Below are 25,010 nucleotides of genomic sequence, written 5' to 3'. Positions count from 1 at the left end.
GGTGAGCCCGCGCCAGCACCGCACCCGCAAGCCCCGTGGCCGGTCCCGGGTCGGTGAGCGCTTCGAGGCCGAGGTCGGCCCCGTCGCGCACGGCGGCCACTGCGTGGTCCGCCTCCCGGAGCCCGAGTCCCGGGTGGTGTTCGTCCGGCACTCGATCCCGGGGGAGCGGGTGGTCCTGGAGATCACCGAGGGCACCGACGGCGACCGGTTCTGGCGCGCCGACGCGGTCGAGGTGCTGAGCGCGTCGCCGGACCGCGTCGAGCCGCCCTGCCCGTACGCCGGCCCGGGCCGCTGCGGTGGCTGCGACTTCCAGCACGTCGACCTGGCCCGCCAGCGGGCGCTGAAGGCTGACGTGGTCCGCGAGCAGCTCTCCCGGCTCGCGCGCCTCGAGGTCGACGTCGAGGTCGAGGCGGTGCCGGGCGACGACCACGGCCTGCGCTGGCGCACCCGCCAGCGCTACGCCACCACCCCCGACGGTCGCCGGGCCATGCGCCAGCACCGGTCGCACCGCCTGGTGCCCGTCGACGACTGCCTGATCGCGGCGCCGACCGGGTCCGACCACACCGCCCATGGGCACACCTTCCAGGTCGCCGAGGACGGCTTCTGGCAGGTGCACCCGGGCGCTCCCGACGCGCTCGTCACCGCGGTGCTCGACGTACTCGCCCCGCAGCCGGGGGAGCGCTGCCTCGACCTGTACGCCGGCGTCGGGCTCTTCGCCCGCTTCCTCGCCGAGGCCGTCGGACCCGCGGGCCGGGTGGTCGCGGTCGAGGGCGACCCGCGCGCCTCCGCGCTGTCGACGCGCAACGTCCCCACCGCCGAGGTGCGCGCCGGCGACGTCGGCGAGGTCCTCGCGACGGCGTACGACGAGCCGTTCGACCTGGTCGTGCTCGACCCGCCCCGCGAGGGCGCGCGCCGGCCGGTCGTCGAGCAGGTCGTGGCCCGCCGGCCCCGAGCCGTGGCGTACGTCGCCTGCGACCCCGCCGCCATGGCCCGCGACGTGGCCGTCTTCGCCGAGCACGGCTACCGGCTGGCCTCGCTGCGGGCCTTCGACCTCTTTCCGATGACGCACCACGTCGAGTGCGTCGCGCACCTGGTTCGGTCCGACGACTGATCCCATCACGCCGAGTCGGCAGTAGTTGCGCGTCGAGTCGGCAGCAACTACTGCCGACTCGGCGCGCAACTTCTGCCGACTCGGCGGGTGGCGAGGAGACCGTCGCCGTGCCGGTGTGCTGGCCTGCGCGACTGGCTCGGGTCGTAGGGGTCGCGGGGCCGCGTCGATCGCTGCGAGCGGAACGCGTGTGTGATCCGGAGGATCCCGACAATTGCGTGAAGCGAAGGCTGTGCTTGCGCAAGTTGGCCGAAGGTCTTGCATCCTGCTTGGGATCGCATATGATTTCGCACACGCCACCGTGTGCCGGGCATCACAGGACGTCCGGTCGTGCGAATCCGAGGCCAACCGAGAGGCCAGCGGGAGCCGGTGCCGATGCAGCACGATCCAGTCGCCTCGACGCGACGTCTAAGGAGTGTCATCACATGAAGCAGTTCGCTCGACTGGCTCGGGTCGCCGTCCCTGCGACGGCGCTCGCCCTGGCCCTCGCCGCCTGCGGCGGCGGGTCCGACGAAGACGGTGCGGAGGGCACCTCGGTCCTGCGCGTCAGCTGGGGAGGCTTCCCGGAGAGCTGGGCACCGGGTGCGGACATCGAGGCCGGCTACCAGCGCGTGCCGTACGAGTACCTCACGCAGCTCGGCCCCGGCAACGAGGTCCAGCCGATGCTGGCCGAGTCCTGGGAGCAGACGGATTCCGACATCACGCTGACCCTGCAGGAGGGCGTCACCTTTCATGACGGCACGCCCTTCGACGCCGAGGCGGTGAAGGCCAACATTGAGCTGGTCAAGGACACCCCCGGCCCCTACGCCGGTCCGTTCCAGGTCGTCGAGTCGGTCGAGGTGGTCGACGCGCGGACCGTGAAGATCAACCTGAAGGCGCCGGCGCCGTCGCTGCTGACGACGCTGTCGACCCGGGCCGGCGCCATGGCCAGCCCCGCGGCGATCGCGGACGGCAGCATCGCCACGACTCCGGTCGGCACCGGCCCCTGGAAGTACGACGCCGCGACCTCGATCTCCGGCACCCGGATGGACTTCACCGCCTTCGAGGACTACTGGGACGAGGTCCCGGCGTACGACCAGGTGCAGCTGTTCGCCATCGAGGAGGACAATGCGGCGTCGGCGGCGATGAGCAACGGCGAGATCGACATCACCGACACCGAGCTCGACCAGGAGAGCACCCTCGAGGGCATCGGGTCGGTCGAGATCATCCGCTACCCCGCCATCCGCCTGAACCCGCTGTTCTTCGACCGCGGCCCCGGCGGCGCCTTCGAGGACGTCAACGTCCGACGCGCCGCCTGCCACGCGATGGACACCGAGGTCGTGACCAAGCTCGAGGGCGACGTACGCTCCGCCACCCAGCACTTCGCCGAGGGCGAGCCCGGCCACAACCCGGAGGTCACCGGCTACGAGCACGATCTGGCGGAGGCGGAGCGGCTGCTCGCCGAGGCCGGCAACCCGGACGTCTCGGTGCAGATGATGGCGGCCACCTTCAACGAGCGTCAGCTCTCCGTGTACGCCGAGCAGATGAGCGAGGCGGGCATCGAGGTCAAGCTCCAGACCGCCCCGCCGCCGCAGTTCTTCGCCGAGTGGCTCTCCCCGCGCTACGGCCTGGGCGTCGGCAGCAACGACGAGCTGACGCCGTACGACTGGTACTCCGCCTGGTTCGCGGCCGACGCTCCGGGCAACCCGTCGGGCGTGGAGAGCGACGAGCTGAAGGCGGCCGCCGACGCCGCGATCGCGGCCGGCGCGACCGACGAGGCCGAGGCGCTGTGGCAGGACGTCGTGAAGGTGATCGCGGACGAGGCGCTCACCTGCGCACACACCGTGGGTGACGAGCTGGTCGCCGTGAACACCGCGGAGGTCTCCGGCGCGTCCGAGCCGAGCCAGCCGTACGAGCCGATGAACATCAACTACCGGGACCTGGCGCCGGCCGGCTCCTGATCCACCGCGTGATCCGTCGCGTCACCCACTCGCCCTTCGTTGCAGAGAGACAGGGATAGAACATGGCGAAGCTGGTGCTCTACCGCCTGGCCTTCGTGTTGCCCCAGATGCTGGTCGTGTCCGTGCTGGTCTTCTCGATGACCTACCTGGTCCCCGGGAGTCCCGCCGGCGCGGTCCTCGGTCCCTCCGCGACGCCCGAGGCGATCGCGCAGGTCGAGGCCCAGCTGGGGCTCGACGCCCCGCCGCTGCAGCGGATGGGCGAGTGGTTCACGGCGCTGCTCCAGGGTGACCTGGGCACCGCCTACCGCAGCGGCATGCCGGTGACCGACCTGATCAGCCAGCGGCTGCCCGCGACGCTGTCGATGGTCGTCGGCGGCATGCTCGTCGCCCTGCTGCTCGGGGTGGGTGTCGGCGTGCTCGCCGGCACCCGCCCCGGGACCAAGGTCGACCGGCTGCTGACCGGCGGCACCGTGCTCGGGATCGCCATCCCGGAGTTCTGGCTCGGCCTGCTCCTGACGACGGTCTTCGCCGCCCACCTGGGGTGGTTCCCGATCGTGGGCTGGGTGCCGCCGTCCACCGACTTCCTGGGCTGGCTGCACGGCCTGGTCCTGCCGTCGATCACGCTCGGCCTGACCGGCGGCGCGATCATCGCCCGGCAGACCCGGGCCGCGATGGTGCGCTCCCTGGCCTCGCCGTTCATCGACACGCTGGCGGCCGCCGGGGTGAGCCGCCGCACCATCCTCTACCGGTACGGCGTCAAGAACGCCCTGGTGCCGGTGCTCGCCTCGGCGGGCGTCGTCTTCGCCATCCTCATCGGCGTCAGCTTCGTCGCCGAGAAGGTCTTCTCCTTCCCCGGGCTCGGGGACCTGATGCTCACCAGCACCATCGGGCAGGACTTCCCGGTCGTGCAGGGGGTCGTGCTGGTCACGGCCGCCCTCGTCGTCGCCATCAACTTCGTGCTCGACATCTCCTACGGTCTGATCAACCCCCAAGCGAGGCCCGCGTGACCACGTCCACCATCGGCCCGAACGCGGCGGATACCTCCTCGACCCGGCAGGCAGCCGGCCTGCGCCAGCTCTGGCGCCGCCTGCGCAGCCAGCCGGTCACCCTCGTCTCCACGCTGGTGCTGCTCGGCATCGTCGCCGTCGCGGTGCTGGCCCCGTTGCTGGCGCCGTACGCGCCGGAGGCCACCGACTTCGACCACCCGCTGTCGGGGCCGACCGCGGACCACCCGCTCGGCAGTGACGAGCTCGGTCGCGACGTGCTCAGCCAGCTCATCTACGCCGCGCGCACCGCGCTGCTGGTCGCCGGCGGCTCGGTCCTGGTGGCGATGCTCATCGGCGTACCCCTCGGGCTCGTCCTGGGCTACAAGGGCGGCTGGTACGACCGGATCGGCTCGCGCGGCATGGACATCGCCGACGCGCTGCCCGGCCTGATGATCGGCTTCGTCGTCATCGCCATCCTCGGCCGCGGGATGCTCGTGCTGATCCTGGCCATCGGCATCATCTTCAGCATGAACTTCGCGCGCATGGTGCGCGCGGTCACGCTCACCGAGCGCAAGAAGCTGTACGTCGACTCCGCCCACGTGACCGGCCTGCCGACGCGCGACATCCTGTTCCGCCAGATCCTGCCGAACATGGTCGGCCCGCTGGCCGTGCAGGGCGCGGTGTTCCTCGGCAACGCCATCAAGGTGGAGGCGGCGCTGTCCTTCCTCGGCCTCGGCCTGCCCGAGTCCCAGCCCTCGTGGGGCGGGATGCTGCGCGTGGCCGCCGAGCACCAGGCCGACCGGCCCTGGATGGCGCTCCCGCCGGGCCTGGCGATCCTGATCACCGTGCTGGTGCTCAACCTGCTCGGCGACGGCCTGAACGACGCGCTCTCGGGGCGCCGCCCGGTGCGAAAGCGCGCCCGCTCGGCGGCTCCGGTGCCGCCCCCGGCACCGGCCGCGGTGGCCGACGACGCCCGGGCGGCGGTCCTCACCGTCGACGACCTCGTCGTCGTCGCCGATCGTCCCGACGGGAGCACGGCCCGGCTGCTCGACCGCGTCTCGCTGCAGGTGCGGCGCGGCGAGGTCCTCGGCCTGCTGGGCGAGTCCGGGTCGGGCAAGTCGATGCTGGCCAAGTCGATCCTCGGCATGCTGCCGCCCAACGTGTACGCCGAGGAGGGCAGCATCCGGCTCGACGGGCAGCAGCTCCGCGGCCTGCCCGAGCGGGAGTTCGCCAAGCTGCGCGGCCGCAAGCTCGGTGTGGTCTTCCAGAACCCCCAGGGCAACCTGTCGCCGGTGCACACCATCGGGCAGCAGTTGTGCGAGGCCCTGCGCGCGAACAACGAGCTGTCCAGGAAGCAGGCGCGGGCCCGCGCCGCGGAGCTGCTCGAGCTCGTCGGCGTCGACGACGCGTCGCGGCGCCTGGGGCAGTACCCCCACCAGTTCAGCGGTGGCATGGCCCAGCGGGTGGCGATCGCGATCGCGTTGGCCGGGGAGCCGGAGGTGCTGATCCTCGACGAGGCCACCTCCGCCCTCGACGTGACGACCCAGAGTCAGGTGCTCGACCTGGTCCTGGACCTGCGCGAGCGCTTCGACATGGCGATCATCAACATCACCCACGACCTCGGGGTGGCCGCGGAGACGTGCGACACGGTCGCCGTGCTCTACCACGGCGAGCTCCTCGAGGTCAGCGAGGTGAACGCCCTGTTCGACGACCCGTCCCACCCCTACACCGAGGCCCTGCTCGCCGCTCACCCCACGGCCGAGACCGAGCTGGACCGGCTCCCCACGATCGCTGACAAGCTCACGGTCGACGGCGATTGGATCCGCAAGTGAACGACACGGCCACCCCTCTCCTCGACGTCCGCGACCTCTGCGTTCGCTACGAGACCAGCGGCGCGTCGAGCTGGCGGCGCCACCTGACGACCGTGCTCCGGGACGTGACGTTCCGCATCGGGGCGGGGGAGACCTACGGGCTCGTCGGCGAGTCGGGCTCGGGCAAGAGCACGACGGGCCGGGCCATCCTCCGGCTCGCCGACATCGGCGGCGGGGCCATCACGTTCGACGGCCAGGACGTGGCCACCATGGGGCGTCGTACGCCGCTGGCGTACCGGCGCGACGTCCAGGCCGTCTACCAGGACCCGGGTGCCTCGCTGAACCCCCGGCACCACGTGGGTCGCGCCGTCACTGACGCGCTGCGCCGCCACGGCCTGGGCTCGGCCGCGGAGCGCCGCGCCCGTGCGGAGGAGGTGTTCGTGCAGGTCGGCCTGACCGCCGACCACCTGACCCGCTACCCGAGCGAGATGTCGGGCGGCCAGCTGCAGCGCGTGGCCATCGCCCGGGCGCTGGTGCTGAACCCGCGGCTCATCGTCTGCGACGAGGCGGTCAGCGCGCTCGACCTCTCGACCCAGAGCCAGATCATCAACCTGCTCATGGACGTCCAGGAGCAGACGGGCGTCAGCTACCTGTTCATCACCCACGACCTCGGCGTGGTCCGTCACGTCTCCCACCGCGTCGGTGTCCTCCGGGCGGGGGAGCTGGTCGAGCAGGGCGAGACCAAGGCGCTCTTCGAGGCGCCATTGCACGAGTACACGCGGTCGCTGATCGCTGCCAGTCCGGCGTCCCATCCTCAGGGTCGCGACGAGCGCCGCGCCGCGCGCCAGGCCCGGCGCCGAGCCGGCGTCGGCGCCGCCTGAGTTCGGGTGTCGCAAGCTCGGGCAAGCCGCTGCGTCGGGGTCGCTCGGTCACTACGCTGAACGCTGTGTCCACCCGGCAGGATCCGCGCCCGTTCTGGTTCGTCGCCCTTGGTGGGCTGGCAGGATCGCTCGGCGGCGTCGCATGGACCTGGCTGGCCGGCGCCGTGCTCGGCGCCATCGACGACGCCGGATTCCGGTGGCCGCTACCTGAACCGCTGGCCATCCTCGCGACCGTTCTGGTCGCCGCCGCATTCTGGGCACCATGGGTCCCACTGTTCGTGCGAGCCGCCTTGCCCTGGTGGTGTGTGTTCGCAGCCGCGTTCCCGCTCGCGGGCATCGCCCTGGCGGGCGTGACCGGCGTACGGCTCGCCGCGACCGCTGGGCGACCGTCGGGCGCGGCAACGCGAGCTGCCGAGGCTGCGACGATTCGCGGCTGACGCTGACGGGCAGCTAGTGTCGCGCGCCCGAAATCCTTGGATGGTTGGACGCCGCCATGGCGCGCACCTCGCTGCGTTGGCAGCACTCGGAAGACGCCCGGTATGCCGTCGTGCCGCCGCCTCGCGATCTACGCACCCTGGCGACGCCAACCAACCAATTATTTCACACGCACGCCACTAGCCGGCCGGCCGCCCGGCAGCGACGCCGCCTGCTGGCGGTCGTGCTCGACCACGGCCGCGAGCGTGTTGAGCTCGTGGCGCCGGGCGGCGGCGTCGATCTCCTCCGGGTCGGCGCGCTGCTCGATCAGGTCGAGGATGTGATCGTGCTCGGTCACCGAGGCCAGCGCTCGCCCGGGGGCGTAGTAGAAGGCCGAGCGCCGGATCAGGTCCAGCCGGGTCCACTCGGTGCGCACCAGGTCGATGAGCCGGTCGTCGCCGCAGCGCGAGCACACCAGCTGGTGGAACTGCCGGTTGGCCTGGCCGAAGCTCTGCATGTCGAAGTCGGCGAGCGCCTGCCGGGCGCGCGCGTTGAACTCGCGGGCCTGGGCGATGTCGTCGGGGGTGAGGTGCGGCGCCGACAGCGACGTGGCCAATCCCTCCAGGGCGGCGAGCAGTCGGATCGTGCGCTGCCACGCGTCGGTGTCGAAGGTCGTCACGAGCGCCCCGACGTTGCGCGTGATCGTGACCCAGCCCTCGGCCTCGAGCCGGCGCAGCGACTCGCGCCACGGCACCGAGCTGATGTCGAACTCGCGAGCCAGCTGGTCGATCACGAGACGGTGTCCGGGACCGAACGTCCCGTCCATGATCCGCTGTTTGAGGATCTCGTAGGCGCGGTCGGCTTTGCTGGTGCTCATTTGCGACCGATCCTATCGCAGATCATGTGGGATCTAGGGCGCCTATGGGACTCAGGGCCGTTGGTAGGCCTGCCGCGGGTACCAGGCGGCGGTCTGGAGCGGGCTGTCGGTGGTGGGCCGGTGGGAGACCAGGCGGCGGCGGAGGTGCTCGCCGTGGTGACCGTGCTTCTCGTAGTGGTCGAGGAGCAGGTCGTGGCCCAGGTCGTTGTTCAGGTCGCGCCAGACCGTGTGGACGTGCTGGCCGGCAGCGACGGCATTGTCCGCCTCGACGAGCAGGTTGGCCGTCGAGATGCGGTAGTAGTGCGCCGTGTCCGCCGCCGTGCCGCCTGCCCAGGCGAAGTGCAGCCGCGCCGGGTCCTCGCGGAGGATCTCCTCGCGGTACTGCGCCGTGATCTCCTCGGGTCCGGTCTCGACGTACCGCAGCAGCAGAGCCCGTACGGCATCCAGTTGGGCGCCGTCGAGATCCGCGCCGGTCACCCCGGACGGGGCGTCCTTGACGAAGCGGACCGCCCGGCGGTCCTCGTCGGTGATCTCGTAGCCGACGATGCCGAGGTCGACCGGGTCCGACCACTCCTCGGCACCCACTCGCGGCACCTGCCGGGTCACGAAGTCGGCAGGGGCCACGTCGTGGACCACGGCCTGGGCCCGCAGGTCGGGGGAGAAGGAGTGCAGGAGGTCGAGCGCCATCCGGCCGTGCTGGCCGAGCGGGTCCAGGACGCCGGCGGGGATGGGCATGGCGCCCATCGCGAAGGGCGTGACGGTCAGGTAGCGCTGGGCGACGATGGTGAAATTGAGCGACAGGTGGTGGCCGAGGATCCGCCAGCCCCAGGTGTCCTCGAAGCCCGGGCGACCGAAGACCGTGATCCAGTAGGCGTCGGGGCTCCGGAAGTCGCCGGCCAGGACGCCGAACTCGCGCTCGATGACCTCCAGCTCGCGCAGCATGTTCTCCGTGGCCATCACCGCCAGCACCTGGCTGTAGCCGCGCATGCTCAGCCCGGCCTTGATCAGGCTGTGGGCCAGCACCTTCTGGTGGTGGTCGAGCTTGGTGAGCGGGACGCCGGTGCGGTCCGGCTTCGGGATGAAGTCCCAGTCGACGCGGCGTGGGTCGGCCATGTCGGGCAGGTGCATCTGTGCCCGCAGGTCGGGACTCAGCGAGTCCAGGAGCGTCCACGTCGAGAACATCATGCGCTTGATCGTCGCGGGGGCTTCGTAGCTCATCGTGGGCAGCTCGGACATGCGTCTTCCTCGGGCTCGTTCGTCGGGTCAGGCGTGGGCGGGGAGCACGGCGATCAGGTCGCAGTGCACGAGGGCGGTCCCGTCGAGGCGGGCGGCGACGACCTGGCGGGCCGGGCGGTCGGCCGGGTCGGGGAACATGGCCAGCCACTCGCGGTTGAGTGCCTCGCGGTCAGCCGGGTCGACCAGGTGGAAGGTCAGCTTCAGGATGTCGGAGACGCCACCGCCGGCCGTTTCGAGGAGCGCACGCACGTGCCCGAAGACGCTGGCCAGCTGCGCCTCCAGGGTCGCCGGCATCTCCCGGGTCACCGGGTCACGCCCGGTGAGTGCCCCCGAGGCGAGGAACGGCCCGATCCGGCTGGCCGCCGGGATGGGGTTGGCGTGGGCGAACCCCGGTAGCTCGATGCTGGTCCGGCGCCAGTGCTCGGTCACGGCTCAGGACTCCGCGACGACGGTGTTCTCGATCGCGCCCAGGCCGGAGATCTCGGCGCGGACCACGTCGCCGATCTTCAGGAACCGGCCGGTCGGCGCCCCGATGCCCGAGGGCGTGCCGGTGGCCAGGATGTCGCCGGGCATCAGGGTGAAGACCTGGGAGAGGTAGGCGATCTGCTCGTAGACGTCGTAGATCATGTCGTTGGTCCGCCAGTCCTGGCGGACCTCCCCGTTGACCGTGAGCGTCATCTGCAGGTCCAGCGGGTCGGCGATCTCGTCGTCGGTCGTGAGCCACGGGCCGATCGGGCCGTGGGTGTCGAACGACTTCCCGAGGGTGAACGTGGGGGAGCGCTTCTGCAGCCAGTCGCGCACGGACACGTCGTTGGTGACGAGGTAGCCGGCGATCACCGAGCGGGCGTCCTCCACGGAGACGTGCTTGCACCGTCGCCCGATCACGACCCCGAGCTCGATCTCGTAGTCGAGCGCGTCGGAGAGGTCGGGCTTGACGAGGTCGCCGTACGGGCCGTTGAGGCAGGAGACCTGCTTGTTGAACCACAGCTGGCTGGTGGGGATCGGGATCCCGGCCTGGCGCGCCTCTTCGGCGTGCTCGCGGTAGTTCATGCCGATGCCGAGGTACTTCTGTGGCTCGTCGACAGGGGCCTCCAGGGTGACGGCCGCGAGTGGCAGCGTCTCGCCGGCGGCCGCCTCGATGCGCTCTCGCAGTGCGGGCAGGTCCGGCAGGATCGCGCGCAGCGAGGTGCCGACCTCGGCGGAGACGTCGGTGACGTGGTCGCCGTCGACCCGTCCGAGGCGGACGGGGCCGGAGCCGACGCGAAAACGGGCGAGCTTCATGGCTGGACTTCCTTCGTGGTGGAGACGTCGATGGTGGTGGCGGCGCGCTCGGCCCGTTCGGCGCTCGCGCGCTCGGAGTCGGTCATGGTGAACGCCTGGGTGCCGTCGGGGGTCATCTGGAAGCTGACGAAGCGCCAGGCGCCGTCGTCGCACCGGCGGAGCACCTGGATCACCTGGCCCCCGAGGACCCGTTCGGTGCCGTCGGGACTGTCCAGCCGGTTGCGGATGCGGCCGGTCATGATCGCGACGTCGCCGATCACGCGGATGGTGAGCTCGCCCCGGGCGATGCCGAGGTAGGCCTGCCGGGTGGCGACGTGGTGCAGCAGCTGGGACCTGTCGTGGGTCAGGCCCGGTGCGTGGGTGTGCACCAGCGACTCGTCGTACAGGTCCTCAAGGGTCGCGAGGTCCACGTCGACGAGGGCGCGGCAGCGGCGCTCCTCGACGGCGAGGATCTCTGCCCGCGTCGGGGCGTCCGCCACCACGAGCGGCGCGGGGGAGTGGGTGGTCATGTCAGTCCTTCGTAGGATCCGCCGTCGAGCTGGAGGTTCTGTCCGGAGATGTAGCCGGCCTGGGCCGAGCAGAGGAACGCGCAGGCGTCGCCGAGCTCCTCGGGTCGACCCATCCGGCGGGCCGCGATCGTCGAGGCGATCCGCGCGCGTGCCTCGTCGCGGTCGACCCCCTCCTGCGCCATGCGGCGCTGCACCATGAACTCCTGGCGCGGGGTGTCGATGCGTTCCGGCAGCAGGTTGTTGATCGTCACGTTGCGGGCGGCCACGTCCTTGCTGATCGCCTTGCTGATGGCGGTCAGTGCGGCACGTGCGGAGGTCGAGAGGCCCATGTCGTACGCCGGGCTCTTGACCATCGCCGAGGTGATGTTGACGATCCGGCCGAACCCGCGGGTCCGCATGCCGGGGAGATAGGCGCGGACGAGCTGGACCGCGGGGACCATGTTGGCGCGCAGCGCGCCGACCAGTGCCTCCTCGTCCCAGTCCTCGATGCCACCCGGCCGGGGGCCCGCGTTGTTGGTGACGAGGATGTCGACCTCCGGCGCCGCGGCGGTGATGGCCGTGCGCCCCTCGGACGTCGTCAGGTCGGCGGCGACGTACTCGACCGAGGCGTCGGGGAGCTCCGCGCGCAGGGCGGAGGCCGTCGCCGCCAGCTTGGCCTCGTCGCGGCCGTTGATCACCACCGCGACGCCCTCCCGGGCCAGCGACCTCGCGCACGCGAGGCCGAGCCCCTGGGAGGACGCCGCGACGAAGGCGCGACGGCCGCGGATGCCGAGGTCCATGTCGCCGGGCTACCGATCCGCCGGCACGGCGTACACCTGGGCGTCGGTGGTCCGGTAGCCCGTCGCCTCGCCGGCCTCGAAGCCGGGCCGCGGCGAGCCCACGAGAGCGTGGTACTTGCTGAAGATCTCGTCGGCCTCGGCGAGCGGCAGCACGTCCTCGATGTCGGTGAACGGCTTGCCGTCGGTGCGCTCCGCGACCATCCGACGGATGACCTCGTAGCCCTCGCCGCGCATGTTCATGACGATCCGGTTCACGCCCTCGCGGCGCGCCTCGTCGTAGGCGACGAAGCCGGCGTGCGGGTCCGTCGGGTGCTCGAGCAGCTTCTGGACGACGACGCGGGCGTCGAGCATGGCCTGGGTGATGCCGTTGCCGCCGCGGGGGAACATGGCGTGCGCGGCGTCCCCGAGCAGGACCACGCGGCCGTCGACCCAGCCGTCGAGCGGCTCGTGCCGGATGAGGGGGAAGAGGTAGACCTCGCGCGCGTCGCGCATCATCTGCTGCACGTCGAGGAAGGGCAGCTTCACGGTATCGAAGAGCGGGATCACCTCGGTGATGTCGCCGACCTGGTTCCAGTCCTCGATGGTCTCCTCGCCCTGGGTCTCGACGACCCAGTTGACCAGGGTCCTGCCGGTGCCCTCGAAGTCGTCGGCGATGGGGTAGACGATCATCGTCGAGATGTTCGGGTCGCCGATGTGCAGGATGGTGTGGCCGCCACGGTAGGGCTCCATCAGCGTCGTCCCGCGCCACATCGTGATGCCGGAGAAGTGTGGCTCGGCCATCTCGGGAAACATCTGCCGGCGGATCACGGACTTGATGCCGTCGCAGGCGATCACGGCGTCGTGGCGCACCTGCTCGGTGCGGCCGTCGGTGTGCCGGAGGTCGAGCGTGACGCCGTCGGCGTCCTGGGAGTACGCCGTCACTCCGGCGCCCAGCACGATCGCGGCCGCGCCGAGACGCTCGAGGGCGACGCGGTAGAAGAGCATCTGCAGCGTGCCGCGGTGCACGAACCGCTGCTCGTGCAGGTAGCCCATGTGCACGCCGCACTTCTCGGCGTAGATCTCCTGCCCGAAGTGGTTGTAGAAGATCGAGTCCTCGGCGTCGACGGAGATCGCCCGGAACTCCTCCAGCAGCCCGAGGTCGTCGATCTCGGCCGTGCCGACCGTCTTGATGTCGACACCCACGCCGAGCGGCTTGAGCTCGGGGACGACCTCGTAGACGGTCGGGCGGAAGCCCTGCTGGTGGAGACGGAGCGCCGTCAGCAGGCCGGCCGGGCCGGCGCCGATGACGGCGATGTCGAGAGAGGTGTCGGTCATGGATCCTCGAAGGGTGTCGTGGTGGGAGCCGCGGATGTCGCGGTCGGAGGGGGCGGGTCAGGAGGTCGGGGAGCCGACCTCGCGCAGGAAGGCGAGGGTCGACGCCCAGGCGCGGGTGGTGCTGCGGGCGCTGTAGGCGACCACGTCGGGGCGAGGGGAGTCCTTCGCCATCGGGCTGGTGAAGGCGTGCACGGTGTCGCTGTAGACGTGCAGCTGCCAGTCGTTGCCTGCCGCGTCCATGGCGGAGGTCAGGTCGTGGCGCATCTCCGGCGTGGCCATGGGGTCGTCCTCGCCCGTGCACAGCAGCACGGGCGAGGACGAGGCGGCGGACCAGTCGTGGTCGAGGATGTCGAGACCGCCGTGCACGCTGACCGCGCCCGCGACGTCGCCGCCGGTGCGGACGTACTCCAGGGCCGACGAGCCGCCGAAGCAGTAGCCGAGCAGGACGACCGGCGCGGTCCCCAGGCCGGGCTGCGCGCGGAGCGCCCGGTGTGCGGCGTCCACCTGGCCGATCCACTGGGTGCGGTCGGCCGCCATGGCGCCGATCATCGGTCCGAACTCCGCCTGGTCGGCCGGCTGGCGCCGCTCGCCCCAGAGGTCGGCGACCAGCACGGGGTGACCGTGCTCGGCGAGCCGGCCGGCGAGTCCGATGGCGTGCTCGCCCACGCCGTACGCGTCGGGGAGAAGCAGCACCGTCGCACAGGAGACGGCGGACGGCACCGTCAGCGACCCGATCATGCGGGTGCGGCCGTCGTCGTACTCGACGTCGGTGGTGGACGGTCCGGGCATGCGGGGCTCCTCGCGCCAGGGGTGAGGTCGGGGAGCATGACCGTAGTGGAAATCGTGTACGATTTCAAACAAGAAATCGCTTGTGGTTGCCCGAGGCCCACACTAGGGTCGATATCGCATTTCGTACACGATCCGTGCCAGGCTGCACCCTCGGAGCGACGCGCGCCGTCGCCGGAACCGAGAGTCCCGTGCGCCCCCGATGACAAGGACCCACCCATGACCGTGGTCGACATCAACATCCACCACCTGCCCGAGGACCTCTTCACCAACCAGAAGATCCTCAACGGCTTCCTCAACAGCGCCCCACGCGGGTTCGGCGAGATCGCCCGGGTCGGCACCGCCGACGACGGCAAGAAGCAGCTGATCCTGGAGAAGCCCGCCGGCTTCCAGAACCTGAACTACGTCGATGGCGACTACTCCGCCGAGGCGAAGCTCGCGGCCATGGACGACGCCGGCGTCGACTACGGCGTGATGCGGGTGCCGGTCTGGCAGGAGTGGCTGGACCTGGAGACCTGCAAGGCCGTCAACGACAACGCGGCCGACATCGTCAAGCGGTCCGGCGGGCGCCTCTTCTCGACCGCGTGCGTTCCGCCGTGGGGAGGCCAGGAGAACGTCGACGAGCTGAAGCGGTGCATCGAGGAGCTCGGTGCCGTCGGCGTCCAGATCGCCTGCCACTACGGCCAGCTCTACCTCGACGACGACGTCTTCAAGCCGTACCTGAAGGTGCTCAACGAGCTCGACGTGCCGGTCATCGTCCACCACACCCCACTGCCGGTGGAGTGGAAGTCGGTCATCGACTACACCAACCTGCGCCGCGAGTACGGCCGGATCATCGACCAGGGCATCGCGGTCGGCCGCGAGCTGTTCAGCGGCATGTTCGACGAGTTCCCGAACCTGCGCTTCATCCACACCATGTTCGGCGGCAACTGGTTCGCCAACACCGCGCTGCTCACCCCGCACGCTCCCCACAAGAAGGAGTCGCTGGCCCGGCTGGACCCGACCGGCGGCGAGAAGATCAAGAGCTACCTCGAGAACAACATCTTCTTCGACATGACCCACCCGCACTCGTGGGGCAAGCACCAGGTGGAGGCGGCCATCAAGATCAACGGTGCCGACCACTACATGTTCGGCTCCTCGTTCCCGGTCTTCCGCAGCTGGATGAGCCAGGGCGTCGAGTTCATCAAGAACGACCTCGACATCACCGCCGAGGAGCGCGAGCTGATCTTCGCCGGCAACGCCAAGCGCATGTTCAACCTGCCGATCTGACATGACCGAGCAGCAGAGCGGCCAGCGAGCCGACGAGTCGGACGACCAGGACATCGATGGGTTCTTCACCACCGCCCGGGTCTCCGGGCGGGACGAGGCGGTCGAGCTGACCGACGCCAGCTTCCGGGAGTTCGTCCCCGAGCGGGACGACCCCAAGCTCGCCGAGGTCCGGGGGATGACCTACGAGGAGTTCGCGCGGGACCGCTACCAGGCGCCGTTCCTGCGCGAGCTCCTGGAGTACTGGGACGGGCTCTACCGCGAGCCGTACGTCGGGATCACGACCGACGGCACCGTGGTCGGGGACCTCTACGCCCTGCCGGACCGTCCGTCCGCGGATGCGTCGGCGGCGACGGCGGCGCAGCAGGTCCTCGCCACGCTGACCTCCGGTGAGGTCGACGCCGTGCGCCATCCGATCGACTCGCCCCACTGGCGGGCGTGGAGCAACCCGGAGTTCGTCGTCTACCGGGTCGGCCTCCGGCTCGAGGTGTGCTCCGACGCCACGGTGGACGCGGTGCACGCGTTGATGGCTGCGTCACTCAGCCCCGAGGGATACGAGCGCGTCGTCGAGGCGATGGCCCTCAACGGCTACCTCGGCGAGCTCGTCGACCTGCCGACGGTCATGAACGACCGCTCCTACTGGTTCGCCCTGTACGGCGAGCCCGACGCCCTCGAGCCGTGGGGCTGGCAGCTGTTCGGACACCACGTGGTCGTCAACTTCGTCTCGGTCGGCGGCCGGCACGTGATCGCGCCGGTCTTCGTCGGCGGCGAGCCGGCGCTCTCGGACGGCGCGCGCCCGCCGCTGTTCGCCGAGCGCGAGCGGCTGGGCATCGAGCTCGCGAGCTCGCTGACCCCGGGCCAGCGGGAGCAGGCAGTGGTCTACGCGTCGGTCCTCGACCCGGCGATGCCCGAAGGGCGCCTGCACCCCGCCGACGAGCGGCACGTCGCCGGCGCGTTCCGCGACAACCGGGTCGTGCCCTACGAGGGCATCCGGGCCACGGAGCTCGACGAGGCCCAGCAGGCGCTGCTGCGCGAGATCGTCGCCGACACCCTGCTGCTGCTCGTCGAGGACCAGCGCGCCCTGGCGCTCGCGGAGTACGACGCCCACCTGGCCGACACCTGGTTCTCCTGGTACGGCGCCACCGACGGCACCCAGCCGTGCTACTTCCGGGTGCACTCGCCGGTCCTGATCGCGGAGCTCGACCACCATGCGGGGGTCTGGCTGAGCAACACGCTGCCGGCCCCCTTCCACGTGCACACCACGCTGCGGCACCCGAACGGCAACGACTACGGGCGGGCGCTCATCGCCCGCTGGCAGCAGCGCGAGGACTGATCAGGCGTGACCGTTCTCCGGCTGGAGCCCGGCCTCGTAGCTCGTCACCGCGTCGACCGTCCGGAGCTCGTGCTGGCAGGCCGCGGCCTCGATCACGGCGGCGTCGGCGCCCGACTCGATGAGGTCGAGCAGGTCGTCGTGCTCCGCGAGCGAGGCCTCGGCGCGGCCGGGGGCGTACCAGAAGGCCGACTTGCGGATGACCTCCAGGCGGGCCCACTCGCTGCGCACCATGGCGACCAGTCGCTCGTCGTCGGCGCGCGAGGCGAGAAGCTCGTGGAACTCACGGTTGAGGCGGCCGAAGCCACCCGGGTCGAAGGCGCTCAGCGACTCGCCCATCCGGCGGTTCAGGCCGCGGGCGGTCTCGAGGTCCTCGGCGGTCAGGTGGGGCGCCGACAGAGCGGTCGCGTAGCCGCCGATGCGCGCCAGCAGGCTGAGGCCCTGCTGCCAGGCGTTGGTGTCGAAGGTGCGCACGAGGGCGCCGACGTTGGGCACGATCTCGACCCATCCCTCCGCCTCGAGGCGGCGCAGGGACTCCCGCCACGGGACCGAGCTGATCTCGGTCTCCCGGACCAGCTGGTCGATCACGAGACGGTGACCGGGGCCGTAGGTGCCGTTCATGATCCGTTCCTTCAGGATCTGGAACGACTGCTCGGCCTTGGTGGACATGTCCCGGATCCTACGGAAAGGAGGGCCCGGTGACCGGGTCCGAACTGCCGGACGGGCTGTCCCGTCCCGGAAAGATCATCGCGGTCCACGCCGGCTACGCCTCCCGGGCGGAGGAGAGCGGCACCCGTCCGCGGCACCCGTCGTACTTCCTGAAGCCGGCGAGCTCCCTCGCGGCGAGCGGGGGCACGGTGGAGCGGCCGGCGGGGACCGAGCAGCTGCGATGCGAGGGCGAGGTCGCCCTGGTCATCGGTACGACGGCCTCCGGCGTGGCTCGCGAGGACGCCTGGCGGCACGTCCGGTGGGTCACGGCGGCCAACGACCTGGGCGTGCGCGAGTGGCGTGACCCCGACCGAGGCTCCCTGCTGCGGTCGAAGGGCCGCGACGGCTTCACCCCGCTCGGTCCCGGCCTCCTCGACGCGACCGCGCTCGATCCGAGCGCCTTGCGCGTGCGCACCTGGGTCAACGGCACGGCGGTCCAGGACGACACCACGGCCGGTCTGCTCTTCGGTCTCGATCAGATCGTCGCCGACCTGTCCCAGCACGTCACCCTCGAGCCCGGCGACGTGATCCTGACGGGGACGCCCGCGGGCTCGACCACCCTGGCGCCCGGAGATGTCGTCGAGGTCGAGGTCGACGCTCCGTCCGTGCCGGGTGCCCCGACGTCGGGACGGCTCCACACCACGGTGGTCGCCGGGACGGTCCCGGCGGACCCGGCCCTCGGCGCGGTCCCCGTGCCCGAGCCGACGGCGCGCCCGACGCTGGGTCCCGAGCTCCGGGAGAAGCTGATGCGGGCACCGGCCGCCGGCCTGTCGGCGCAGCTGCGCAAGCGCGGCCTCGACAACGTCGCCATCGACGGCCTGCGCCCCCTGGCCGGCAGCACCAAGATCGTCGGCACGGCGCGCACCCTGCGCTTCGTACCGAACCGCGAGGACCTCTTCGCGAGCCACGGCGGCGGCTACAACGCGCAGAAGCGCACCTTCGACGCGGTGGGCGAGGGCGAGGTCATCGTCATCGAGGCACGGGGCGAGACAGGGTCGGCGACGCTCGGCGACGTGCTGGCCATCCGCGCCCACGTGCGCGGTGCCGCCGGCATCGTCACCGACGGCGGGGTGCGCGACGCCGAGGCCGTCGCGGCCGTCGGCATCCCCGTCCACTGCGCGGGCCACCACCCGGCCGTGCTCGGTCGCAAGCACGTCCCCTGGGACCACGACCTGACGATCGCGTGCGGAGGGGCGACCGTGCAGCCGGGCGACGTCATCGTCGGGGACGCCGACGGCGTGGTCGTCATCCCGCCTGGCCTGGTCGAGGAGGTGGCCGATGCCGCCCTCGCCCAGGAGGACGAGGACGCCTGGATCGCCGAGCAGGTCCATGCCGGCCATCCGGTGGACGGGCTGTTCCCGATGAACGCCGCGTGGCGCGCCCGCTACGACGAGTGGCGGGCCGCCCGATGAGTCCCGAACCCGAGGCCAGCAAGTCGCAGATCGCCTACCGCTCGATCCGCGAGCGGATCGCGGACGGCACCTTCGGCCCCGGCTACCGGCTGGTGCTCAGCTCGATCGCGACCGAGCTCGCCATGAGCGTCGTCCCCGTCCGCGAGGCGGTCCGGGCACTCACCGCGGAGGGACTCGTCACCTTCGAGCGCCACGTCGGAGCCCGGGTCGCCGAGGTCGACGGGTCGCACTACCGCTCGACGATGCAGACGATCGGCATCGTCGAGAGCGCGGCCACGGCCCTGGCCGCGCCCTTCCTGACGCCCGAGGACATCGCGCGGGCCCGCGAGCTCAACGACGTCGTACGACGTGGCCTGCCGGACCTCGACCCCCGGGTCTTCCGGGCGGTCAACCAGGAGCTGCACCGGGTCCTGTGCGCGCCGTGCCCGAACCCCCGGCTGCTGGACATCGTCCGGGCTGAGTGGCTCCGCCTCGGGAATCAGCGCGACAGCGTCGCCGGCATCGTGCCCGGCCGGGCGACCGCGGTCGTGGCCGAGCACGACGCCCTCATCGACCTGATCGCCGAGGGGGCCGCCCCCGAGCTGATCGAGGCGGCCGCCCGCCGCCACCGCAGCGGCTCGCTGACCGCCGACCTCGCCGTCCGCCACCCCGAGGCCGGGCCGTGCGACCTACCCCTGCCCGAAGGAGCCTGACGTGCTCGACGACCAGACCATCGCCGACCTCGCCGCGGAACTGCTGGAGGCCCACCGACAGCGGGCCGTCGTACCCCGCATCACCCAACGGTTCCCCGACGCCACCGTCGAGGACTCCTACGCCATCCAGGGGCTGTGGCGCGACCGGGCCGTCGCCTCGGGCCGACGAGTGGTGGGCCGCAAGATCGGGCTGACCTCGAAGGTCATGCAGGCCGCCACGGGCATCACCGAGCCCGACTACGGCGTGATGCTCGACGACACCGTCTGGGAGAACGGGTCGGTCATCCCGTTCGACCACTTCTCCAACGTGCGCATCGAGGTCGAGCTCGCGTTCCTCCTCGAGGCGCCCCTCGAAGGCCCGCACTGCACCCTCTTCGACGTCCTCGCCGCGACCCGGTACGTCGTGCCCGCGCTCGAGATCCTCAACTCCCACCTCGAGCTTGAGGGCCGCACCATCGTCGACACCATCGCCGACAACGCGGCGTACGGCGGGATCGTCGTCGGGGGCAACCCGACCCGCCCCGAGGACGTCGACCTGCGCTGGATCTCCGCCCTGCTCTACCGCAACGAGACGATCGAGGAGAGCGGCGTCGCCGCCGCCGTCCTCAACCACCCGGCGAGCGGGGTGGCCTGGCTCGCGAACAAGCTCCACCAGCACGGCGGCCGGCTCGAGGCCGGCGAGCTGATCCTGGCCGGGTCGTTCACCCGGCCCATGTGGGTCTCGCGCGGCGACACCGTGCTGTGCGACTACGGACCGATGGGGACGATCACATGCCGATTCGAATGACGCCGACCATGCGCGACGCGTTGGCCGCTACGAACCGCCCGCTCGCCGGGATGTGGGTGTGCAGCGGGAGTCCGCTGGTCGCCGAGATCTGCGCCGGGGCCGGGCTGGACTGGCTGCTCATCGACATGGAGCACGCCCCCAACGGGCTGGAGTCCGTGCTCGGCCAGCTACAGGCGGTTGCGGCGTACCCCGTGAACCCCGTCGTGCGGGTCCCGGTCGGCGACCCGGTGGTCGTCAAGCAGGTGCTCGACCTGGGCGCGCGGACGATCCTCGTGCCGATGGTCTCCTCCGCCGCCGAGGCGCGGGCCGTCGTCGAGGCCGCCCACTACCCGCCGCGCGGGCGACGTGGGGTCGGGTCCGCGCTGGCCCGCTCGGCCCGCTGGAACCGGATCGACGACTACCTCAGCGACGCCGTCGCGCACGTCTCCGTCCTCGTGCAGGTCGAGAGTGCCGAGGCCGTCGCGGCCGCCGGCGAGATCGCGGCCGTCGACGGCGTCGACGGCGTCTTCGTCGGCCCTTCCGACCTGGCCGCGTCGATGGGCCTGATCGGCCAGCAGACGCACCCCGAGGTCATCGCCGCCGTACGCCGGGCCTTCGACGCCGTGCTCGCCGCGGGCAAGCCTGTCGGGGTCAACGCCTTCGACCCCGACGCAGCCGACGCGTACGCCGAGGCCGGGGCGTCGTACCTCCTGGTCGGCGCCGACGTCGCCGTCCTGGCCCGCTCCTCCGAGGCCCTGGCCGCCCGCTTCGTCCGGCCCGGCGACACCTCCCGCCCCAGCTACTGAGAAGGACCCCGCATGACGATCGACCAGTCCACCGACCGACGCGGCGGGGGCCGCCGCCGCCCGCCGCCGCGCGTGCTCGAGGTGCGTGACGTCGCCCGGCTGACCCCGCGCCTCGTCTCCGTGACCCTCGGCGGGGAGGCGCTCACCGGATTCCGCGAGCCACAGCCGACGGCCCACATCAAGCTGTTCCTGCCCGACGACAACGGACACCTGCCCACGCCGATCGTGGGCGCCGACGGGATGGTCGACTGGCCGAACGGGCGGCCGACGATGCGCACCTACACGCCGCGCCGCTACGACGCCGAGGCCCAGACCCTCGAGGTCCAGGTGGTCCTCCACGGCGACGGTGCCGCCTCGCGGTGGGCCGAGCGCGTCGTGCCCGGCGACCGGGTGGCGATCGGCGGGCCGAGCCAAGGACTCGACGTGGCGTCCCAGGCGAACCGGTGGTGGATCGGCGGTGACGCCAGCGCGATCCCCGCGGTCGGCTGCCTCGTCGACGCCCTACCGGCGACCGCGTCAGCGCAGGTGCACCTGGAGGTCGAGGACGAGAGCGAGCACCTCGACCTCGACCTGCCGCTCGGGGTCGAGGTCGTCTGGCACGACCGGCGTACGCCCGCGGGGGAGCAGCCGCGGTGGGGATCCCACCTGCTCGAGGCGCTACATGCCGAGACGCTCTGGCCGGACACCCACGTCTGGGTCGCCTGCGAGGCCGTCGCCGTACGACGGATCCGGACGCACCTGCTCGCCGACGTCGGCCACCCGCGGGAGCGCGTGACGACGCGCGGCTACTGGCGCCTCGGCGAGTCCAACCACTCCGACCACGACCACGGCGAGGACTGAGATGGAGGCCAAGCCGTTCGTGCCGGCCGGCATGACCGCGCAGCCTCTCGTCACCCTGCACCCCGGCAGCAGCGTCCAGCTGCGCCAGGTGCAGTACTTCGTCGCGACCGCCGACGCCGGCACCGTGAGCGCGGCGGCCGCGGCCGTCCACGTCACCCAACCCGCCCTGTCCCGCCAGCTGCGCCAGCTGGAGGTCGACCTGGGGGTCGAGCTCTTCGACCGGCGCGCGGGAAGGCTGCTCCTGAGCCGCAGCGGTCGGGAGCTGCTGCCCGTCGCCCGTCGGCTGCTGCGCGCGGCCGACGGGCTGCGCGAGTCCGCACGGTTCCTCGCCGGCGGCCGGCTCGCGCAGGTCACCATCGCGGCCCCGACCGTCACGCTGACCGACGTGGTGGCCCCGTTCGTGGCAACGACCTCCGCGGACGACCCGGTGGTGGACGTCCAGGCCGCGGACGGGCTGACGACGACGGAGATGCTCGACAACGGCGCCGATCTGGCCATCGGCCTGCAGCGGCCGCGGGCGCCGTACGCCGTCCGCGCGCTGGTCGAGCTCCCCGTCTGGGCCTTCGTCCGCGCCGACGACCCGTGGAGCTCGCGTCGGGCCGTGACGGTGGCGGAGCTGGCGGGCCGCTCTCTGGTCTGCCTGCCTTCCTCCTTCACCTCGCGCCAGGCGCTCGCCGCCGCGGCCGAGCGCGAGGCCGTGGCGCTCGGCGAGGTGCAGGAGGTGGCCACCGGCACCATCGCCCAGGCCCTGGCGGCCGCAGGCCGTGGCGTGTGCGTGGTCTCCGACGACCCCCGCTTCGACCTGGTTCCGCTCGCGATCGACACCCGGGGCACGACGCTCGCGGTGAACCTGCACGTGGCCTGGCACGCCCGCAGCGCCGCCGCGCCGGCGCTCCAATCGCTCGCCGGGCGACTCTCGGACTTCGTCCGACGCCAGTACGCCCGGCCGAACCCCCACGCCCTCGCCGAAGGAGGCACCTGATGTCCGAGAAGCTCCGGCTCGGCGTGGTCATCGCCAGCGTCCGCCCGACCCGCGTCGGGGACAAGGTCGGTCACTGGGTCGCCGAGCAGGCGCGCACGCAGGGCGGGTTCGACGTGGACCTGATCGACCTGGCCGACCTCGCCCCGTTCCCCGATGAGCCCCACCACCCCCGCACCGGCGACTACGTCCACGAGCACACGCGATCCTGGAGTCGTCGCGTCGCCGCCTGCCAGGCCTTCGTCCTGGTCACGCCCGAGTACAACCACGGCTACCCGGCCCCGCTGAAGAGCGCCCTCGACGCCGTGCTGAACGAGTGGGCGTCCAAGCCGGTCGGCTTCGCGTCGTACGGCGGGGTCTCGGGCGGCCTGCGCGCGGTGCAGCAGCTGAAGCAGGTGGTGCTCGCGCTCCGGATGATCCCGGTGCACGACGGCCTGGTCGCGCCGGTCGTGGGGCGGCAGGTGGTGGACGGAGTCTTCGTGCCGAGCGACGTCCAGGTTGTCGGTGCTCAGAGGATGCTCGACGAGCTGGAGACGGTGGGCCAGCGGCTTCTGCCGTTGCAGTAGTGCCAGACCCCGTCATCCGGATGACCTGGCACGCCCGGCTCGACGCCGATCCGGCCCAGCGCTGGCTGCGCTCGGCGGTGACGGACGCGGTCAGGCCGGCCAGTCCACGCTGAGGTACTGGGTCTCCTGGTACTCGCGCAGGCCCGCGCGCGCGCCCTCGCGGCCGAGGCCCGACTGCTTGACGCCCCCGAAGGGCGCCGACGGGTCCGAGACCAGGCCCCGGTTGATGCCGACCATGCCGGCGTCGACGCGCTCGCCCAGGCGCAGCGCGCGGCCCAGGTCGCCGGCGAAGACGTACGCCGCCAGGCCGTACTCCGTCCCGTTGACCTGCCGGAGCACCTCCTCCTCGTCGTCCCAGACGACCACGGGTGCGACCGGGCCGAAGACCTCCTCCTGCAGGATCGGGGAGGCCGGGTCGACGTCGACGAGGACCGTCGGGGGGAAGAAGTGGCCGGGGGCGTCCGGGAGCGGGGCCCGGTGGGTGACGCGGGCGCCGGCGTCCGTCGCCTCGTCGACGAGGGCCGTCACGCGGTCGACCGCGCGGGAGCTGATCAGCGGGCCGATCTCGGCGCCGTCGACCGACCGGCCCACCACGAGCTTCTCGACCGCGGCGCCGAACCGTTCCACGAAGTCGTCCGCGATCGCCGCATGCACGTAGATGCGGTTCGCGGCGGTGCAGGCCTGGCCGCCGTTGCGGAACTTCGCGGTCAGCGTGCCGGTGACCGCGGCGTCGAGGTCGGCGTCCTCGGTGATCACGACGGGTGCGTTGCCGCCGAGCTCCATCGAGGCGTTGACCACCCGGTCGGCCGCCTGGCGCAGCAGGTGCCGCCCGACGCCGGTGGAGCCGGTGAACGAGACCTTGCGGACGCGCGGGTCGTCGAGCCAGGCGGTGACGACGCCGGCCGCGTCGGTGGTGGTCACGAGCTCGACCGCACCGTCCGGTACGCCGGCCTCGGCGAGCAGCCGCGCGATGGCGAGGGCCGTCAGCGGGGTCTCGGCGGCCGGCTTCAGCACGACCGTGCAGCCGGCGGCGAGGGCCGGAGCGATCTTGCGGGTCGCCATCGCGGCGGGGAAGTTCCACGGCGTCACCAGGGCTGCGACGCCGACCGGCCGGTGCGTGACGATCGTGCGGGTGCCGCCGGCCGGCGACTCGCCGTACTCCCCGCCGGGCCGGACGGCCTCCTCGGAGAACCAGCGGAAGAACTCGGCGGCGTACGTCACCTCGCCCGCGGCGTCGGCGAGCGACTTGCCGTTCTCGCGGGCGATCAGCGCGGCGAGCTCGTCGCGGTCGCGGAGCATCAGCTCGTTGGCGCGACGCAGGACGTCGGAGCGGTGCCGCGGCGCCGTACGCGACCAGTCGGCGAAGGCCGCATGTGCCCGGTCCACCGCGGCCCGGGCGTCGGCCGGGCCCAGGTCGGGCACGTGGTCGATGATCTCCAGGGTCGCGGGGTCCTCGACGGCGAAGGTGGCGGTCATGGGAACCTTCCAGGTTCGGCAGCGGTGACCCCACGATCCTGGCCGTCCGCGGGCGCGCTGCCCAATGCCTGGTGCGACCGGGTGTCATGCCCCTCAGGCATGCGTCGGAGCGGGCAACGTCCGACTGACAGGTCGAGCGCGATCGCGATCTCGTCGTGGACGATCGAGAGGCATCGTCGCCCCGTCCGTCGTGACGCTCGCGATCGTGCTCGTCGCGGACCTCGTCGCCTGAGCCTGGTGTGCGAGG

The 25,010-nt window shown here is 71.9% G+C and carries 25 protein-coding genes; 15 read left to right on the top strand and 10 right to left on the bottom strand.

Going from position 1 to position 25,010, the window contains the following annotated elements; all coding sequences use genetic code 11:
• Position 1 precedes the first annotated feature (1 nt).
• The 6 genes from VMF51_RS10900 to VMF51_RS10875 all read left to right on the top strand — a co-directional run bounded on the left by VMF51_RS10900 (position 2) and on the right by VMF51_RS10875 (position 7,163).
• Positions 2-1,111, top strand: a complete 1,110-nt coding sequence (locus VMF51_RS10900) for a class I SAM-dependent RNA methyltransferase (RefSeq protein WP_325474452.1) — start codon at positions 2-4, stop codon at positions 1,109-1,111.
• A gap of 422 nt (positions 1,112-1,533) precedes the next feature.
• The gene (locus VMF51_RS10895) at positions 1,534-3,048 is read left to right on the top strand and encodes an ABC transporter substrate-binding protein (RefSeq protein ID WP_325474451.1); all 1,515 of its coding nucleotides are present in this window, start codon (positions 1,534-1,536) and stop codon (positions 3,046-3,048) included.
• A 62-nt stretch (positions 3,049-3,110) separates the two neighbouring features.
• Positions 3,111-4,055, top strand: coding sequence for an ABC transporter permease (locus tag VMF51_RS10890; RefSeq protein WP_325474450.1), 945 nt, complete (start codon positions 3,111-3,113; stop codon positions 4,053-4,055).
• Positions 4,052-5,866, top strand: a complete 1,815-nt coding sequence (locus VMF51_RS10885) for a dipeptide/oligopeptide/nickel ABC transporter permease/ATP-binding protein (RefSeq protein WP_325474449.1) — start codon at positions 4,052-4,054, stop codon at positions 5,864-5,866. The genes VMF51_RS10890 and VMF51_RS10885 overlap by 4 nt, the downstream gene beginning before the upstream one ends.
• Entirely contained in the window at positions 5,863-6,726 is an 864-nt protein-coding gene (locus VMF51_RS10880) for an ATP-binding cassette domain-containing protein (protein WP_325474448.1), read from the top strand. Before VMF51_RS10885 ends, VMF51_RS10880 begins: the two co-directional genes overlap by 4 nt.
• Positions 6,727-6,791: 65 nt before the next feature.
• Positions 6,792-7,163: a hypothetical protein gene (locus tag VMF51_RS10875; protein ID WP_325474447.1), complete on the top strand. Its 372-nt coding sequence runs from the start codon at positions 6,792-6,794 to the stop codon at positions 7,161-7,163.
• 158 nt (positions 7,164-7,321) lie between these two features.
• On the opposite strand, the gene VMF51_RS10870 is transcribed toward VMF51_RS10875, so the two are convergent.
• From VMF51_RS10870 to VMF51_RS10835, 8 genes are read right to left on the bottom strand one after another with little or no spacing between them, the layout of a single operon-like run.
• On the bottom strand, positions 7,322-8,017 hold the full coding sequence (locus VMF51_RS10870) for a GntR family transcriptional regulator (protein WP_325474446.1): 696 nt from the start codon (positions 8,015-8,017) through the stop codon (positions 7,322-7,324).
• A gap of 51 nt (positions 8,018-8,068) precedes the next feature.
• Positions 8,069-9,253, bottom strand: a complete 1,185-nt coding sequence (locus VMF51_RS10865) for a DUF3500 domain-containing protein (RefSeq protein WP_325474445.1) — start codon at positions 9,251-9,253, stop codon at positions 8,069-8,071.
• A 27-nt stretch (positions 9,254-9,280) separates the two neighbouring features.
• Positions 9,281-9,682 (bottom strand): RidA family protein, encoded by a 402-nt coding sequence (locus VMF51_RS10860; protein WP_325474444.1) that lies wholly within the window; start codon positions 9,680-9,682, stop codon positions 9,281-9,283.
• A 3-nt stretch (positions 9,683-9,685) separates the two neighbouring features.
• Positions 9,686-10,534, bottom strand: a complete 849-nt coding sequence (locus VMF51_RS10855) for a fumarylacetoacetate hydrolase family protein (RefSeq protein ID WP_325474443.1) — start codon at positions 10,532-10,534, stop codon at positions 9,686-9,688.
• Entirely contained in the window at positions 10,531-11,043 is a 513-nt protein-coding gene (locus VMF51_RS10850; protein WP_325474442.1) for a nuclear transport factor 2 family protein, read from the bottom strand. The genes VMF51_RS10855 and VMF51_RS10850 overlap by 4 nt, the downstream gene beginning before the upstream one ends.
• Positions 11,040-11,822 carry an SDR family oxidoreductase gene (locus VMF51_RS10845; RefSeq protein WP_325474441.1) on the bottom strand — a complete coding sequence of 261 codons (783 nt, stop codon included), beginning with the start codon at positions 11,820-11,822 and terminating at the stop codon, positions 11,040-11,042. The genes VMF51_RS10850 and VMF51_RS10845 overlap by 4 nt, the downstream gene beginning before the upstream one ends.
• Before the next feature lie 9 nt (positions 11,823-11,831).
• On the bottom strand, positions 11,832-13,136 hold the full coding sequence (locus VMF51_RS10840) for an FAD-dependent monooxygenase (protein ID WP_325474440.1): 1,305 nt from the start codon (positions 13,134-13,136) through the stop codon (positions 11,832-11,834).
• Positions 13,137-13,193: 57 nt separating this feature from the next.
• Positions 13,194-13,925, bottom strand: a complete 732-nt coding sequence (locus VMF51_RS10835) for a dienelactone hydrolase family protein (RefSeq protein WP_325474439.1) — start codon at positions 13,923-13,925, stop codon at positions 13,194-13,196.
• A gap of 216 nt (positions 13,926-14,141) precedes the next feature.
• On the opposite strand from VMF51_RS10835, the gene VMF51_RS10830 reads away from it, so the two are divergent.
• A complete protein-coding gene (locus tag VMF51_RS10830; RefSeq protein WP_325474438.1) occupies positions 14,142-15,191 on the top strand; it encodes an amidohydrolase family protein in 1,050 nt (349 codons plus the stop codon).
• Position 15,192: 1 nt separating this feature from the next.
• The gene (locus VMF51_RS10825; RefSeq protein ID WP_325474437.1) at positions 15,193-16,521 is read left to right on the top strand and encodes a DUF3500 domain-containing protein; all 1,329 of its coding nucleotides are present in this window, start codon (positions 15,193-15,195) and stop codon (positions 16,519-16,521) included.
• Here the strand turns inward: VMF51_RS10825 and VMF51_RS10820 are convergent, their stop codons facing one another.
• Entirely contained in the window at positions 16,522-17,187 is a 666-nt protein-coding gene (locus VMF51_RS10820) for a GntR family transcriptional regulator (protein WP_325474436.1), read from the bottom strand.
• Positions 17,188-17,216: 29 nt separating this feature from the next.
• Between VMF51_RS10820 and VMF51_RS10815 the strand changes: the two genes are divergently transcribed.
• From VMF51_RS10815 to VMF51_RS10785, 7 genes are read left to right on the top strand one after another with little or no spacing between them, the layout of a single operon-like run.
• Entirely contained in the window at positions 17,217-18,638 is a 1,422-nt protein-coding gene (locus VMF51_RS10815) for a fumarylacetoacetate hydrolase family protein (protein ID WP_325474435.1), read from the top strand.
• Positions 18,635-19,330 carry a GntR family transcriptional regulator gene (locus tag VMF51_RS10810; protein WP_325474434.1) on the top strand — a complete coding sequence of 232 codons (696 nt, stop codon included), beginning with the start codon at positions 18,635-18,637 and terminating at the stop codon, positions 19,328-19,330. The genes VMF51_RS10815 and VMF51_RS10810 overlap by 4 nt, the downstream gene beginning before the upstream one ends.
• Position 19,331: 1 nt before the next feature.
• Positions 19,332-20,117 (top strand): 2-oxo-hept-4-ene-1,7-dioate hydratase, encoded by a 786-nt coding sequence (hpaH, locus tag VMF51_RS10805; RefSeq protein ID WP_325474433.1) that lies wholly within the window; start codon positions 19,332-19,334, stop codon positions 20,115-20,117.
• An 8-nt stretch (positions 20,118-20,125) separates the two neighbouring features.
• On the top strand, positions 20,126-20,902 hold the full coding sequence (locus VMF51_RS10800; protein WP_325474432.1) for an aldolase/citrate lyase family protein: 777 nt from the start codon (positions 20,126-20,128) through the stop codon (positions 20,900-20,902).
• 12 nt (positions 20,903-20,914) lie between these two features.
• Positions 20,915-21,742: a siderophore-interacting protein gene (locus VMF51_RS10795; protein WP_325474431.1), complete on the top strand. Its 828-nt coding sequence runs from the start codon at positions 20,915-20,917 to the stop codon at positions 21,740-21,742.
• Position 21,743: 1 nt separating this feature from the next.
• Positions 21,744-22,724 (top strand): LysR family transcriptional regulator, encoded by a 981-nt coding sequence (locus VMF51_RS10790; RefSeq protein ID WP_325474430.1) that lies wholly within the window; start codon positions 21,744-21,746, stop codon positions 22,722-22,724.
• Positions 22,724-23,287 carry an NAD(P)H-dependent oxidoreductase gene (locus VMF51_RS10785; RefSeq protein ID WP_325474429.1) on the top strand — a complete coding sequence of 188 codons (564 nt, stop codon included), beginning with the start codon at positions 22,724-22,726 and terminating at the stop codon, positions 23,285-23,287. Before VMF51_RS10790 ends, VMF51_RS10785 begins: the two co-directional genes overlap by 1 nt.
• A gap of 90 nt (positions 23,288-23,377) precedes the next feature.
• On the opposite strand, the gene VMF51_RS10780 is transcribed toward VMF51_RS10785, so the two are convergent.
• A complete protein-coding gene (locus tag VMF51_RS10780) occupies positions 23,378-24,763 on the bottom strand; it encodes an NAD-dependent succinate-semialdehyde dehydrogenase (RefSeq protein WP_325474428.1) in 1,386 nt (461 codons plus the stop codon).
• Positions 24,764-25,010 lie beyond the last annotated feature (247 nt).

This window comes from Nocardioides sp. (assembly GCF_035503875.1).
Taxonomy (GTDB): domain Bacteria; phylum Actinomycetota; class Actinomycetes; order Propionibacteriales; family Nocardioidaceae; genus Nocardioides.
Note: the sequence above shows the minus strand (reverse complement) of the source record. Positions and strands in the feature narration are given on the sequence as shown.